General features: G+C 72.6%; 15 protein-coding genes. 10 read left to right on the top strand and 5 right to left on the bottom strand.

All coding sequences use genetic code 11. The features are described 5' to 3' along the window. Nucleotides 1–5 precede the first annotated feature (5 nt). The 6 genes from H5V45_RS02150 (at nucleotide 6) to H5V45_RS02125 (ending at nucleotide 4,275) form a co-directional block, all read left to right on the top strand. Entirely contained in the window at nucleotides 6–731 is a 726-nt protein-coding gene (locus tag H5V45_RS02150) for a hypothetical protein (protein ID WP_185251420.1), read from the top strand. Nucleotides 732–845: 114 nt separating this feature from the next. Continuing rightward, a complete protein-coding gene (locus H5V45_RS02145; RefSeq protein ID WP_343061377.1) occupies nucleotides 846–1,862 on the top strand; it encodes an NAD(P)/FAD-dependent oxidoreductase in 1,017 nt (338 codons plus the stop codon). A 3-nt stretch (nucleotides 1,863–1,865) separates the two neighbouring features. Then, nucleotides 1,866–2,330 carry a pyridoxamine 5'-phosphate oxidase family protein gene (locus H5V45_RS02140; protein WP_185251419.1) on the top strand — a complete coding sequence of 155 codons (465 nt, stop codon included), beginning with the start codon at nucleotides 1,866–1,868 and terminating at the stop codon, nucleotides 2,328–2,330. A 43-nt stretch (nucleotides 2,331–2,373) separates the two neighbouring features. After that, nucleotides 2,374–2,565: a ferredoxin gene (locus tag H5V45_RS02135; protein WP_185251418.1), complete on the top strand. Its 192-nt coding sequence runs from the start codon at nucleotides 2,374–2,376 to the stop codon at nucleotides 2,563–2,565. Continuing rightward, nucleotides 2,565–3,485, top strand: a complete 921-nt coding sequence (locus tag H5V45_RS02130) for a 3-oxoacyl-ACP reductase (protein ID WP_185251417.1) — start codon at nucleotides 2,565–2,567, stop codon at nucleotides 3,483–3,485. Before H5V45_RS02135 ends, H5V45_RS02130 begins: the two co-directional genes overlap by 1 nt. A 22-nt stretch (nucleotides 3,486–3,507) precedes the next feature. Continuing rightward, nucleotides 3,508–4,275 carry a glucose 1-dehydrogenase gene (locus tag H5V45_RS02125; RefSeq protein ID WP_185251416.1) on the top strand — a complete coding sequence of 256 codons (768 nt, stop codon included), beginning with the start codon at nucleotides 3,508–3,510 and terminating at the stop codon, nucleotides 4,273–4,275. Between the two features lie 30 nt (nucleotides 4,276–4,305). Here the strand turns inward: H5V45_RS02125 and H5V45_RS02120 are convergent, their stop codons facing one another. Continuing rightward, nucleotides 4,306–4,905: a TetR family transcriptional regulator gene (locus tag H5V45_RS02120; protein WP_343061376.1), complete on the bottom strand. Its 600-nt coding sequence runs from the start codon at nucleotides 4,903–4,905 to the stop codon at nucleotides 4,306–4,308. Nucleotides 4,906–5,054: 149 nt separating this feature from the next. Here H5V45_RS02120 and H5V45_RS02115 point away from each other — a divergent pair, with 149 nt between their 5' ends. The 3 genes from H5V45_RS02115 to H5V45_RS02105 are packed head-to-tail and all read left to right on the top strand — an operon-like array spanning nucleotide 5,055 to nucleotide 8,154. Beyond that, nucleotides 5,055–6,305 carry a glycosyltransferase family 4 protein gene (locus H5V45_RS02115; RefSeq protein ID WP_185251414.1) on the top strand — a complete coding sequence of 417 codons (1,251 nt, stop codon included), beginning with the start codon at nucleotides 5,055–5,057 and terminating at the stop codon, nucleotides 6,303–6,305. Next, a complete protein-coding gene (locus H5V45_RS02110; protein WP_185251413.1) occupies nucleotides 6,292–7,002 on the top strand; it encodes a methyltransferase domain-containing protein in 711 nt (236 codons plus the stop codon). Before H5V45_RS02115 ends, H5V45_RS02110 begins: the two co-directional genes overlap by 14 nt. Before the next feature lie 3 nt (nucleotides 7,003–7,005). Continuing rightward, nucleotides 7,006–8,154, top strand: coding sequence for a glucosidase family protein (locus H5V45_RS02105; RefSeq protein WP_185251412.1), 1,149 nt, complete (start codon nucleotides 7,006–7,008; stop codon nucleotides 8,152–8,154). On the opposite strand, the gene H5V45_RS02100 is transcribed toward H5V45_RS02105, so the two are convergent. Further along, nucleotides 8,113–8,766, bottom strand: a complete 654-nt coding sequence (locus H5V45_RS02100; RefSeq protein WP_185254415.1) for a class I SAM-dependent methyltransferase — start codon at nucleotides 8,764–8,766, stop codon at nucleotides 8,113–8,115. The two genes, H5V45_RS02105 and H5V45_RS02100, sit on opposite strands and share 42 nt — an antisense overlap. A 183-nt stretch (nucleotides 8,767–8,949) precedes the next feature. On the opposite strand from H5V45_RS02100, the gene H5V45_RS02095 reads away from it, so the two are divergent. Then, on the top strand, nucleotides 8,950–11,088 hold the full coding sequence (locus H5V45_RS02095; RefSeq protein WP_185251411.1) for an acyl-CoA dehydrogenase family protein: 2,139 nt from the start codon (nucleotides 8,950–8,952) through the stop codon (nucleotides 11,086–11,088). Nucleotides 11,089–11,097: 9 nt separating this feature from the next. Here H5V45_RS02095 and H5V45_RS02090 read toward each other — a convergent pair whose 3' ends face one another. From H5V45_RS02090 to H5V45_RS02080, 3 genes are all read right to left on the bottom strand, one after another. Beyond that, complete coding sequence (locus H5V45_RS02090; protein WP_246415834.1) at nucleotides 11,098–11,910, bottom strand: phosphotransferase; 813 nt, start codon at nucleotides 11,908–11,910, stop codon at nucleotides 11,098–11,100. A 76-nt stretch (nucleotides 11,911–11,986) separates the two neighbouring features. Continuing rightward, entirely contained in the window at nucleotides 11,987–12,541 is a 555-nt protein-coding gene (locus H5V45_RS02085; protein WP_185251410.1) for an AAA family ATPase, read from the bottom strand. Between the two features lie 65 nt (nucleotides 12,542–12,606). Next, nucleotides 12,607–13,218 carry a hypothetical protein gene (locus H5V45_RS02080; protein ID WP_185251409.1) on the bottom strand — a complete coding sequence of 204 codons (612 nt, stop codon included), beginning with the start codon at nucleotides 13,216–13,218 and terminating at the stop codon, nucleotides 12,607–12,609. Nucleotides 13,219–13,275 lie beyond the last annotated feature (57 nt).

Raw genomic sequence — 13,275 nt, 5'->3', positions numbered from 1 at the left:
TCGCGATGGCCTCGACCCCCCGCCCGCCGCGCAAGCCCGTCGTCGGCTCCCGCAACCCCACCGCCCGTCCGCGCCGCGTCGCCTCGGGCGTCCCCGAGCCCGCCGAGTCGGCGCATCTGCAGACGCCGGAGCCCCCCGAGTCGGCGCGTCTGCAGACGCCGAAGCCCGCCGAGCCCGCCGAGTCGGCGCATCTGCAGACGCCGACCGACGACGAGGAGCCGCGCACGTCCGGCGCACGGACCACCATCGCGCTGGTCGTCGCGCTGGTGCTGCTGCTCGGCGTCGCGGGGGCGGAGGCGTACTACGTCTGGGGCCGCTCCGAGCCGGTGGTCTCCGCCGGGCGACCGGTGGTCACCGGCGAGATGGCGCACCGGACCGCGGTCGACACCGCGTCGCAGGACGTCGGGAAGATCCTCTCGACGTCGTACAAGGACTACGACGCCCAGGTCGACGACGCGACCAGCCGGATGACGGACGCCTTCGCGGCGGAGTACCGCCAGACCGCGGAGCAGATCAAGGACGCCTTCGTCGCGGCGAAGACCGAGGTGCAGTCGCAGGTCGTCGCGGCCGGCGTGATGAGCGCGTCGTCGGAGCGGGTCGAGGCGCTGATCTTCGTCAACCAGGCGACCACCCGGGACGGCAAGGACACCTCGGTGTCGCAGTACCGCGTCAAGATGACGATGGTGCACACCTCCGGCGGCTGGCTGGTCGCGGGCATCGACACGAACTGACCGGCCGCGCGGTGCTGGACACCCGTCCGTGGCCCGACTAGGTTCGTCGAACTAGAACACGTTCCAGTCTGTGCCCCTTGTGGGTCCGCGCCCGGGAGGGGAAGGATCGCCGTCGTGCCGTCACCCAGCTCCCACGACGCCGACGCGCGTCCCGTGGACACCGACCTGCTCATCATCGGCGCCGGCCCGACCGGCCTCTTCGCGGCGTACTACGCCGGCTTCCGCGGGCTCCGCGTCGCCGTCGTCGACTCGCTGCCGGAGCTCGGCGGCCAGATCACGGCGATGTACCCCGAGAAGCAGATCCTGGACGTCGCCGGCTTCCCGAGCATCAAGGGGCGCGACCTCGTCGAGGGCCTGGTCGCGCAGGCGACGACCGCGGACCCGGCGTACTTCCTGGACCGCACGGCCACCACTTTGCGGCACGAGACGAGCGCCGACGGCGACGAGCGGGTCGTGGTCGGGCTCGACGACGGCCGGGAGATCAGCGCCGGCGCGGTGCTGATCACCGCCGGCATCGGCAAGTTCAGCCCCCGGCCGCTGCCCGCCGGTGACGGCTGGCTGGGCCGTGGGCTGGAGTTCTTCGTGCCGAGCTTCGCGCCGTACGCCGGCAAGGACGTCGTCATCGTCGGCGGTGGTGACAGCGCCTTCGACTGGGCCCTGCACCTCGAGCCGGTCGCGCGGTCGGTCACGCTCGTGCACCGCCGCGACGCCTTCCGCGCGCACGCCCGCACCGTCGAGCAGGTCCGCGCCTCGTCGGTCCGCATCGTCACCAAGGCCGAGGTGACCGCCTTCCGCGGCAACGGCCACGTCGAGGCGCTCGACGTCACCGCCGACGGGGAGCAGCTCACGCTGCCCGCGCAGGCCGTGGTCGCCGCGCTCGGCTTCATCGCCGACCTCGGGCCGCTGCAGCAGTGGGGGATCGAGGTCGAGAAGCGTCACGTCGTGGTCAACCCGGCCATGCGCACCAGCCTGGAGCGGGTCTTCGCCGCCGGCGACATCACGGAGTACGCCGGCAAGGTGCGCCTGATCGCGGTCGGGTTCGGCGAGGCGGCGACCGCGGTCAACAACGCCGCCGTGGCCATCGACCCGTCGGCCCACGTCTTCCCGGGCCACTCGAGCGAAGGGAGCTGACCCATGAGCGGACGCGACGCGGTCAAGATGTCGGAGCAGGAGGTCACGGACTTCCTCGACGCCAACCTCAAGGTGCAGGTCGCAAGCATCGGCAAGGACGGGGCGCCGCACCTGACGACGCTGTTCTACGTGGTGCTGGACGGCGAGATCGCCTTCTGGACCTACGGCCGCAGCCAGAAGATCCGCAACCTGGAGCGCGACCCGCGGGTCAGCGCGCTGGTCGAGGACGGCACCGACTACTTCGAGCTGCGCGGGGTGTCGATCAACGGCACCGCCGAGCTCGTCCGCGACCACGACCGCATCCACGCGATCGGTGCGGCGGTCGCGACCCGGATGGTCGGCGCCTCGTCGTTCGAGGAGCTCGGCGACATCGGCCGCGACATGGTCGACAAGCAGGCCACCAAGCGGATCGCCGTGATCATCCATCCCGAGCACGTGGCGACGTGGGACCACCGCAAGATGGTCTGATCCGTCGCCCTGCCCGTCCGACGTCCCGAGAGAGAGGAACCCCATGAAGATCAAGGTCGACTTCGACCTCTGCGAGTCCAACGCCCTCTGCGAGGCCCTGGCCCCGGAGGTGTTCGAGCTGGACGACGACGACTTCCTGCAGCTGCACACCGAGGAGACGACCGACGAGAACGTCGAGAACGTCAAGCGCGCCGTGGCGGCCTGCCCGCGCGCGGCGATCTCGCTCGCCGACTGATGGCCCCGGGAGCCGACGACCCGTCCGGCCAGCTCTCGCTCGACGGCAGGGTGGCGGTCGTGACCGGCGCCGGCGCGGGCCTCGGTCGCGCCGAGGCCCTCGCGCTCGCGGACGCCGGGGCGAGCGTGGTGCTCAACGACCTGCCCGGCGGCGCCGACGAGGCGGCCGAGGAGATCCGCTCCCGCGGAGGCACGGCCACCGTGGTCCCCGGCGACGTGGGGGAGCGCAGCACCGCCGACGCCCTGGTCACGGCCGCCCTCGACCTCGGCAGCCTGGACATCGTGGTCAACAACGCCGGCATGACCCGCGACCGGATGCTCTTCAACCTCAGCGACGAGGAGTGGGACGACGTGATCCGCGTGCACCTGCGCGGGCACTTCCTGCTCTCCCGCAACGCCGGCGCCCACTGGCGCGCCCAGGCCAAGGCGACCGGGGCGCCGGTCTACGGCCGGGTCGTCAACACGGCGTCCGAGGCCTTCCTCAGCGGCCCGCCCGGCCAGGCCAACTACGCGGCCGCCAAGGCCGGCATCGCCGCCCTCACCGTGTCGACCGCCCGGGCCCTGGGCAGCTCCGGCGTGCGCGCCAACGCGATCTGCCCGCGGGCCCGCACGGCCATGACCGCGCAGGTCTTCGGCGAGGACGAGTCGGGCCAGGAGGTCGACCCGTACTCACCCGACCACGTCGCGCCGCTGGTCGCCTACCTCGCCTCACCGGCCGCCGAGCGGATCACCGGCCAGGTGTTCGTCGTGTACGGCGGGATGGTCGCCCTGGTCGCTGCCCCCGTCGTCGAGCAGCGCTTCGACAAGGCCGGCGCCACGTGGAGCCTGGCCGACCTCGACCAGCAGCTGGGCGGCTACTTCGACGGCCGGGACCCGGCCGTCGGCTTCGCCGCGGACTCGATCATGCAGCTCCAGGCCTGACCACCGAGAAGGAAGACCGAGCATGGACCGCCTCAAGGACAAGATCGCGATCGTCACCGGCGGCGCCCAGGGCCAGGGCGCCGGCATCTGCCGCGCCTTCGTGGCCGAGGGGGCCAAGGTCGTGATCGCGGACATCGCCACCGACGCGGGCGAGGCGCTCGCGAAGGAGCTCGACCTCGTGGCGCCGGGCTCGGTCCACTTCGCCCACCACGACGTCAGCGACCAGGCGTCCTGGATCGCGCTCGTCGCGGACACCGAGGAGCGCTTCGGGCCGGTCAACGTCCTCGTCAACAACGCCGGCATCCTGCGCTTCGGCGAGATCGAGCGGATGGAGGTCGAGGAGTTCGAGCTGGTCTTCCGGGTCAACCAGCTCGGCTGCTTCCTCGGCATGAAGTCGGTGGCCCGCACGATGCGCAAGAACGGCGGCGGCTCGATCGTCAACGCCTCGTCGATCGAGGGCCTCGGCGGGATGGCCGCCTGCGCGGCGTACTCCGCGACGAAGTTCGCGATCCGCGGCATGACCAAGGTCGCCGCGATGGAGCTCGGCCCCAAGGGCATCCGGGTGAACTCCGTGCACCCGGGCATGATCGACACCCCCATGACGCGCGTGCACGGGGGCGACGCCGCGATGGAGTACGGCGCCAGCAAGATTCCCCTGCGCCGGGTCGGTCACCCGGCGGACATCGCGCCGCTGTACGTCTACCTCGCCAGCGACGAGAGCTCCTACGTCAACGGGGCCGAGATCGCGATCGACGGCGGCGTGACCGCCACCCACGCGTTCGGCGGCTGAGCCGCCCGGCGGGGCGGCTCGGGGGACCGCTCAGCGGAGCAGCAGGCGGACCGCGACCTCGATCTGCTGGGCGACCTCGTCGGCCGTGCTGCGCCCGGTGACCCAGCCGACCAGGGCGGAGAGCCACACGTCGCCCAGCACCTTGGCGATCGCGACGTCGTCGTCGGTGAGCTCGAGCTGGCCCGGGTGCATGGCGCGGGTCAGCATCGTGGTCATCAGCATGCCCACGGTGTGGATCTCGGACTGCACGGAGGAGTCGGCGAACATGAAGGCCCGGGTGAGGGCCTCGGTGAGGTGCGGGTCGCCCTGCATGCCGCGGGTGGTCTTCTTGAGCACGAAGATGACGCGGTCGGCCGCGTCGTCGCCCGGGATCGGCTTGTCGCGGAGCGTGAGCTCGGCGCGCTCGAACTCGCGGCCCAGCGCGGAGACCAGCAGGTGGATCTTGGAGGGGAAGTAGCGGTAGAGCGTGCCGAGGGCGACGTCCGCCTGCTCGGCGACGGCCCGCATCTGGACGGCGTCGAAGCCGCCCTTCGAGGCCAGGACGATCGTCGCGTCCAGGATGCGCTTGCGGCGGTCGCGCTGTGCCGCGGACCCCAGGTCCTCGACGGACAGCGAGTTGACGCTGCTCACGGTGCCTCCAGGTGGCAATTGATACGGGCCCATTAGGCTAGCAAGCGGTGAGACATAATAGGAACACGTTTCACTTCGTCCGGCCCGGCGTGTCAGCGCAGACACCCACATCCGGCACGTGTCCGGAGATCGAGAGAGAGGTCGCGGCGATGCGGATTGCCCTTCTGTCCTATCGGAGCAAACCCCACTGCGGGGGGCAGGGCATCTACGTCCGGCACCTGAGCCGGGAGCTGGTGAACCTCGGCCACTCCGTCGAGGTGTTCTCTGGCCAGCCCTACCCGGAGCTCGACCCCGGCGTGACGCTGACGAAGGTCCCGAGCCTGGACCTCTACCGCGAGCCCGACCCGTTCCGGGTGCCGAAGCCGTCGGAGTTCCGCGACCTGGTGGACGTCGAGGAGTTCCTCACGATGTGCACGGCCGGCTTCCCGGAGCCGAAGACCTTCAGCACGCGCGTCCTCAAGCTGCTCCGCAAGCGCGTCGACGACTTCGACATCGTCCACGACAACCAGGTCCTGGGTTACGGCATGCTCGACATCGAGAAGCTCGGCCTGCCGCTCATCACGACGCTGCACCACCCGATCACCTTCGACCGCCGCATCGACCTCGAGGCCGCGCCGTGGCGCAAGAAGCTCTCGGTCCGCCGGTGGTACGGCTTCCTGCGGATGCAGGGCAAGGTCGCCCGCAAGGCCCGCAAGATCCTGACCCCCTCGGAGTCGTCCGCCCGCGACATCGCCCGTGACTTCGGGGTCGACCCCGCGAAGATGCAGGTCATCCTGCTCGGCGTCGACGACGGCTTCCAGCCCCCGACCAAGCCGCGTGTCCCCGGCCGGATCATCGCGATGGCCAGCGCCGACGCCCCGATGAAGGGCATCGCGACGCTCCTCGAGGCCTTCGCCAAGCTCCGCACCGAGCGCGACCTCGAGCTGCTGCTGGTCACCAAGCCGCAGCCGGGCGGCCGGACCGAGCAGCTCATCGACAAGCTCTCGATCGGCGACGCCGTCCGCTTCGTGAGCGGCGTCAGCGACGCCGAGCTCGTGGAGCTGATGGGCTCGGCCGAGCTGGCCTGCGTGCCGTCGCTCTACGAGGGCTTCTCGCTGCCGACCGCCGAGCTGATGGCCTGCGCCACCCCGCTGGTCGTCTCCCGCGCCGGCGCGATCCCCGAGGTCGTCGGCCCGGACGGCCTCTGCGCCGACCTGGTCACCCCGGGCGACGTCGCCGAGCTCACCCACGCGATCGCCGCCGTGCTCGACGACCCGGAGCGCCGCGCCGAGATGGGCCGCGCCGGCCGCCAGCGCGTCGACGAGATGTTCAGCTGGCGTGCGGTGGCCGCGGCCACGGCGGCGGCGTACGAGAACGTGATCACCGAATTCGAGGGAGAGACCACCAGTGCTGACCGTTGACTTCGACCGGCTCGGGCTGCGCCCCGGGGACCGGGTCCTGGACATGGGCTGCGGTGCCGGTCGGCACGCGTTCGAGATGTACCGCCGCGGTGGTGACGTGATCGCCTTCGACCAGGACGCCGACGAGCTGTCCGGCGTGCGCGACCTCTTCGTCGCGATGAAGGAGGCCGGCGAGGTGCCCGCGGGCGCCGAGGCCGACGTCAAGGAGGGCGACGCGCTGTCGCTGCCCTTCGCCGACGGCGAGTTCGACCGCGTCGTGGCGGCCGAGGTGCTCGAGCACATCCCCGCCGACATCCAGGCGATCGAGGAGCTCGTCCGCGTGCTCCGCCCGGGCGGCACGCTGGCCGTCTCGGTGCCGCGCTGGTTCCCCGAGATCGTCAACTGGAAGCTCTCCGACGACTACCACAACACCCCCGGCGGCCACATCCGCATCTACTCCGACCAGGAGCTGATCGGCAAGGTCGTCAACGCCGGGCTGGAGTTCGAGGGCAAGGACTATGCCCACGGCCTGCACTCGCCGTACTGGTGGATCAAGTGCGCTGTCGGTGTGCGGAACGACGACCACCCGCTCGCCAAGGCGTACCACAAGCTCCTGGTCTGGGAGATCATGAAGCAGCCCAAGGCGCTCCAGGTCGCCGGCAAGGTGCTCGACCCGCTCATCGGCAAGAGCATGGTGCTCTACTTCCGGAAGCCCTGATCGTTGGCCGACTCCACCACTGACCTCCCGACCTGGGTCCCGGCCGTCGACGGCCTCCTCAGCGTGCACGACGTCGCGGCCACCGCCGCCTCGATCGCCGCGATGCAGGAGCCGAGCGGCGCCGTGCCCTGGACCGTCGGCGAGCACACCGACGTCTGGAACCACGTCGAGGCCGCGATGGCGCTGCTCGTCGGCGGCCAGGTCGAGGCGTCCGACCGCGCCTTCCAGTGGTGCCTCGACACCCAGCGCCCCGACGGCTCCTGGCCGATGAAGATCGTCGCCGGCGAGATCGAGGACCACAGCGGCGAGACCAACATGTCGGCGTACCTCGCCGTCGGCGTCTGGCACAACTGGCTGGTCCGCCGCGACGAGGAGTTCGTACGCCGCCACTGGCCGGCCGTGCGCGCCGGTCTCGACTGGGTGGTCTCCCTGCAGCTGCCGTTCGGCGGCATCGCCTGGTCCCAGGAGTGGACCGACGGCGAGCCGGGTGCCGTGAACGCCGACGCGCTGGTCGCCGGGTCGTCGAGCATCTACCAGGCGCTGCGCGCCGGCGTGGCGCTCTCCGAGCTCGTCGACGAGCCGCAGCCCGAGTGGGAACTGGCCGGCGGCCGGTTGGGCCACGCGCTGCGCGAGCACCGCGACCTGTTCCTCGACAAGTCCGAGTTCTCCATGGACTGGTACTACCCCGTTCTCGGCGGCGCCGTCCGCGGACCGGCGGCCCTCGAGCTGCTGGCGACGCGCTGGGACGACTTCGTCGAGCCCGGGCTCGGCATCCGCTGCGTCGACCGCAACCCGTGGGTGACCGGCGCCGAGACCTGCGAGCTGGTGCTCGCGCTGGACGCGGCGGGTGACCGGGAGCGTGCGCTGCAGCTGCTCACCGACGTGCAGCACCTGCGGACCGAGGACGGGAAGTACTGGACCGGCTGGGTCTTCCCCGACCAGGTCAACTGGCCGCACGAGCACACGACGTACACCGCCGCCGCGGTGATCCTCGCGGTCGACGCGCTCGGGCACGGCTCGGGCGGCTCCGACATCATGCGCGGCGCGACGCTGGTGCCGGACTTCCAGGAGCTGGCGCTGGAGTGCGGCTGCTCCTCGCCGTCGGGCGCGTCAGGTGACCGGGTCGCCGGCGTCTCCGCGCACACGTCGTAGGACGCGCATCGAGCCGAGCTCCTCGACCTCGGTGAAGTCGCCGCTCGCCAGGGCGCGCTGGAAGACGTGGTACGGCGGCTGCCCGCCGTCGGCCGGGTCCGGGAAGACGTCGTGGATCACCAGGCTGGCGCCGGTCGCGAGCCAGCGCGCCCAGCCGGTGTAGTCGTTCTGGGCGTGCTCCTCGGCGTGACCGCCGTCGATGAACAGCATCGACAGCGGGGTGCGCCACTGCCGGCTCACCGTGGTGCTGCGGCCGACGACCGCCACGACGTGGTCCTCGAGCCCGGCGAGCGCGAGCGTGCGCCTGAAGACCGGCAGCGTGTCCATCAGGCCGAGCTCGTCGTCGACGAGCGTCGCGTCGTGGTGCTCCCAGCCGGCCTGGTTCTCCTCCGAGCCGCGGTGGTGGTCGACGGTGAAGACGACCCCGTCGGGGCTGGCGACCTCGCGGGCGGCGGCGCCGAGGTAGATCGCGGACTTGCCGCAGTAGGTCCCCACCTCCAGCACCGGGCCGTGGGGGAGCCGCTCGCGCGCCACGCGGTGCAGCAGGAGCCCCTCGTCCTCGGGCATGAAGCCCTTGGCGGCCAGGGCGTGGGTCAGCAGGTCGGCGGGCATGTCCGTCACGGTCGTGAGCCTATAGAGTTGGAACACGTTCTAGTCTCGATACGGTCGCTGCGCGACCTACTCGACTACCGAAAACACCGGGGACGGTCGCTGCGCGACCTACTCGACTACCGAAAGCACTGAGGGACGGTCGCTGCGCGACCTACTCGACTACCGAAAGACGGGGGAGGGGTCGTGTCAATCGGCATCACCGACGAGCACGTCGACCTCGCGGCCAGCCTGCGCACCTGGGCGGCCGGCGCGGGCGGGATCGACGTGGTCCGGGCGGCCGAGGAGGACCCCGACGCCGACTTCGCGACGCTCTGGAAGGGCATCGGGTCGATGGGGATCGCGACGATCGGGCTGCCCGAGGCCGCCGGCGGCGGCGGGGGATCGGTGCTGGACGTCGCGGTCGCGCTGGAGGCGTGCGCGGCCGCGCTGGTGCCCGGTCCGCTCCTCGGCACGGCGGTCGCGGCGTCCCTGCTCGGGGAGACCGACGGCATCGCCGCCGCGATCGGCAGCGGGGCCGCGGTCGCCGTGGGGCCGGCGCCGTCGCTGGTGCTCGGTGACCGGCTCACCGGCACCGTCCAGGTCGTCTGGGACGCCCCGGGGGCGCCGTACCTCCTCCTCGGCGCGGCCGCGCCCTCCGGCGCCGCGCGCGACGAGCGGTGGTTCGTGGTGCCGTCCGGCTCCGTGACGGTGGCGTCGGCGACGCCGCTGGACCTGTCGCGCCGGTGCGGCACGGTCACGGTCGACGCCGCGCTGGAGGACCTGGTGCCGGTGCCCGGGCTGACCGCCCGGCTCGTGCACCGTGCCGCCGTGACGCTCGCGGCGGCCGAGGCGTCCGGCGTCGCGCGGTGGTGCCTGGAGACGGCGGTGGAGTACGCCAAGGTCCGCGAGCAGTTCGGCCAGAAGATCGGCAGCTTCCAGGCGGTCAAGCACCTGTGCGCCGAGATGCTGGAGACCGCCGAGTCCGTGACGGCGGCCGCCTGGGACGTGGCGGCGGTGGCGTTCGGGGACGACGACCAGTGGGCGTTCTCCGCCGAGGTCGCGGCGGCGGTCTGCTTCGACGGCGCGGTGGCGGTCGCCAAGTCGTGCATCCAGGTGCTGGGTGGGATCGGGTTCACCTTCGAGCACGACGCCCACCTCTACCTGCGGCGCGCGCTCGCGCTGCGCGCGCTGATCGGCGACACCGACGCCGCGGCCGAGCGGCTGGCGGCCACGGCCGCGGACGGCGTACGACGAACCCTGCAGGTGGACCTCGACGGCCGGGACGACGCGATCCGCGGCGACGTCGCCGCCCGGGTGGACGGGATCGCGGCGCTGCCCGAGGGGGAGCGGCGGGCGGCCTTGGTGGAGACGGGCTACCTCACGCCGCACTGGCCCGCGCCGTACGGCCTGGGCGCCGACCCGGTCACCCAGCTGGTCATCGACCAGGAGCTCGCGCGGGCCGGGGTCGAGCGGCCGGACATCGTGATCGCGGGCTGGGCGCTGCCGACGATCTTCGAGCACGGCACCGACGCCCAGCGGGAGCGGTTCGTGACGCCGTCGCTGCGGGGCGACCTGGTGTGGTGCCAGCTGTTCTCCGAGCCGGGCTCGGGCTCCGACCTGGCCTCGCTGCGGACCCGGGCCGAGCGGGTGGAGGGCGGCTGGCGGCTGACCGGCCAGAAGGTGTGGACCTCGGTCGCGGACCGCGCCGACTGGGGCATCTGCCTGGCGCGGACGAACCCGGACGCGCCGCAGCACAAGGGGATCAGCTACTTCCTCGTCGACATGCGGTCCGAGGGCATCGACGTACGCCCCCTGCGCGAGATCACCGGCCAGGCGCTCTTCAACGAGGTGTTCCTCGACGACGTGCTCGTGCCCGACGACTGCCTCGTGGGGGAGGTCGACGGCGGCTGGCGGCTCGCGCGCACGACGCTGGCCAACGAGCGGATCGCGATGGCGACGAGTCGGCTGGCCAAGAGCACCGAGCGCGCCGTCGAGCTCGCGGCGGCCGGGGGACTGACCGTCGCGCAGCGCGTCGCCGTCGGGCGCTCGGTCGCCCTCTCGACCGTGTGTGCGCTGCTGGGGGTGCGCTCGACGCTGCGCTCGCTGGCCGGCCAGGGCCCGGGGCCGGAGTCGAGCGTCGCCAAGCTGCTCGGCGTGCGGAACCGGCAGGACGGCGCCGAGCTGGTCGTCACCCTCCTCGGCGACCGAGCGGCGATGGTGACCGACGACGTCCGCGACGCGGTGTGGGAGCTGCTCAACACCCGGTGCCTGTCGATCGCCGGCGGCACCACCCAGATCCTGCGGAACGTCGCCGGCGAGCGGATCCTCGGGCTGCCGCGCTGATTCGTCGGGTCAGTCCAGGAGCCGCCGGTTGTCCTCGATCCAGCGGATCTCGGCGAGCTCGTCGCCGATGCTGCCCTCCTCGACCCAGGTGCGCTGCGGCTCGACGCCGGCCTCGGCCAGCGCGCGCAGGGTGGCAACGGTGCGCCAGCGGCGCTGGATCGCGGCCTCGGCGACGTCCAGGTCGCCCGCCCAGCCGTAGGCGTCGAGGAACGCCTCGACCCGCGCCCGCCGGTCCGGCAGCTCGGGGAAGTGGTGCCACACCAGGCAGTCGTCGTCGTCGCGCAGCGGGGCGAACCAGATCAGCGCGTAGGCCACGTCGTCCACCCGCCGCCCCGGGTGCAGGAAGTCCCAGTCCAGCAGGGCGACGGCCTCGCGGTCGTGCCAGACGAAGTTCCACGGACCCGGGTCGCCCTGGCAGAAGACGACCTCGTCGCCGTACGACGGGTCCGGGTCGCGCTCGTCGTCGGCCGGCGGCACGAACACCGCGCCGTCCGGCGGCACCCACCCGACCGAGGCGTCGTGGAGCTCGCGCAGCAGCCGGGCCGCGGAGCGCAGCCCGCGCTCGTCGTGCTGGTGCCGCCATCCGTCGCCGCCGCTGTCGCCGGGGATGAAGCGCAGCGTCTCGGTCTCGCCGTCCAGGGCCAGCGGCTCCGGCACGCTCGTCAGGCCCTGGGCGCCCAGGTGGCGGAGGAACGCGTGCACGGTCGCCGAGGCCGGGGTGGCTGGCCGGACCACGGTCTCGCCGGTGACCTCCACCGGGCGGTGCAGCTCGTTGGTCGCGGCGGCCCGTTCCATCCGCTCGTCCCGGGACTCCGTCGACATGGGCGCAACCTGTCACGGCGTACGCCGTGCTGTCCTGCGATTTCCCGTCCTCGGGCGTCCGCAACCCGGTGCGGCGTCAGGTCAGCGAGGCCAGGAGTGCGGCGTACGTCGCGTCGACGTCGCCCTCGGTGCTCGTGATCGCCACCGCACCCGGGCGCTCGGCCCGCAGGCGCTCGAGGCCGGCGTGGCAGGCCGCGAGGCGGTCGTCCCCACCCTCGGCGGCGACGATCGCGCGGATCTGCGCGTGCCAGGGATCCTGAGCCTCGGCCTCGTCCCCGCGGCGGTGGAAGCGCGCGATCGCGCCGTCGGGCGAGTCGACGAGGAACCGCTCGACGTACTCCGCCCCGGCCGACGTCGCGGCGGCCTCGAACCGTGCGACCTCCCCGGGGTCGACCAGCATCTGGGGGAGCACCACGTCGTGGCCCCCGGCCAGGTACGCCGTGATCATCGCCAGCGCCGCCGGCCGGACCAGCCCGCCCGCACCGGCGAAGTCGTTCTCCCAGCCGCCGATGAACGTCCGCAGCACGTCGATGTCGCAGGCCAGCACCCCCGGGTGCTCGCCGGCGTACCGCCGCGCCAGGGTCGACTTCCCGATCCCCGGCGGCCCGTTGAGGTGGATCAGTCGGGTCACGGTGGTGACTCTACGAGCCGAGCGACCCCGCGTGGGCCACACGGCCGGCCTCGGGCGCTCCCCGGTCAGGCACCGTCGGCGTACGCCGACTTCAGGGCCGCGAGGAACCCTTCGGGTGCGCTGAGGATGCCGGCCACCGTGCCCGGCTGCGTGGCATCGCCCGGCGCGACGTCGAACGGGTCGTCAGTCAGGCGCACGTCCCCGCAGCCGTACTCGTTCATCACCACGCCCGTGAGGTCGTGGTCGAGCGCGTAGACCAGCATCCAGCGCGGCCCGAGGTCCGCGAAGCACGACCTATCGGGATCGGCGGTCTCCAGACCGGCGAGCGCCGCGGCGAAGTCGGGCAGGCGCTCGGCCTCGACGGGCCGGGCGTCCCCGGTCGCGCGGAACGTCACGACGCGCCCGTCGGTGGGTGTGCGCCGGCCGAGGTGGGGCTCGTAGCGGCAGATCCAGGCCGCGTCGGGCGCTCCGAGACGCGGCGCCTCGGGTGCGACCGGCCCGCCCCCGACGCTGTTGTCGTCGGTCGCCGACCGGGGCAGCCGCGCGGGACAGATCTGCCCGCCGTGCGCGGTCATCTCGTCGACGGCGGTGTCGGCCGTTTGGACGGGCCCGCTCTCGGCGGACGTCGCGTCGTCGCACCCGGTGAGGGACGAGAGCGCGAGCAGACCGACGACCACGACCGCCGCCGTACGTGCCCCGCACCTCGTGCTGATCCGCTCACCCCGCTCCGATCG

Origin of the sequence: Nocardioides luti, assembly GCF_014212315.1 — a bacterium.
Lineage (GTDB): Bacteria > Actinomycetota > Actinomycetes > Propionibacteriales > Nocardioidaceae > Nocardioides > Nocardioides luti.
This window is presented reverse-complemented; position numbering and strand designations above follow the sequence as displayed.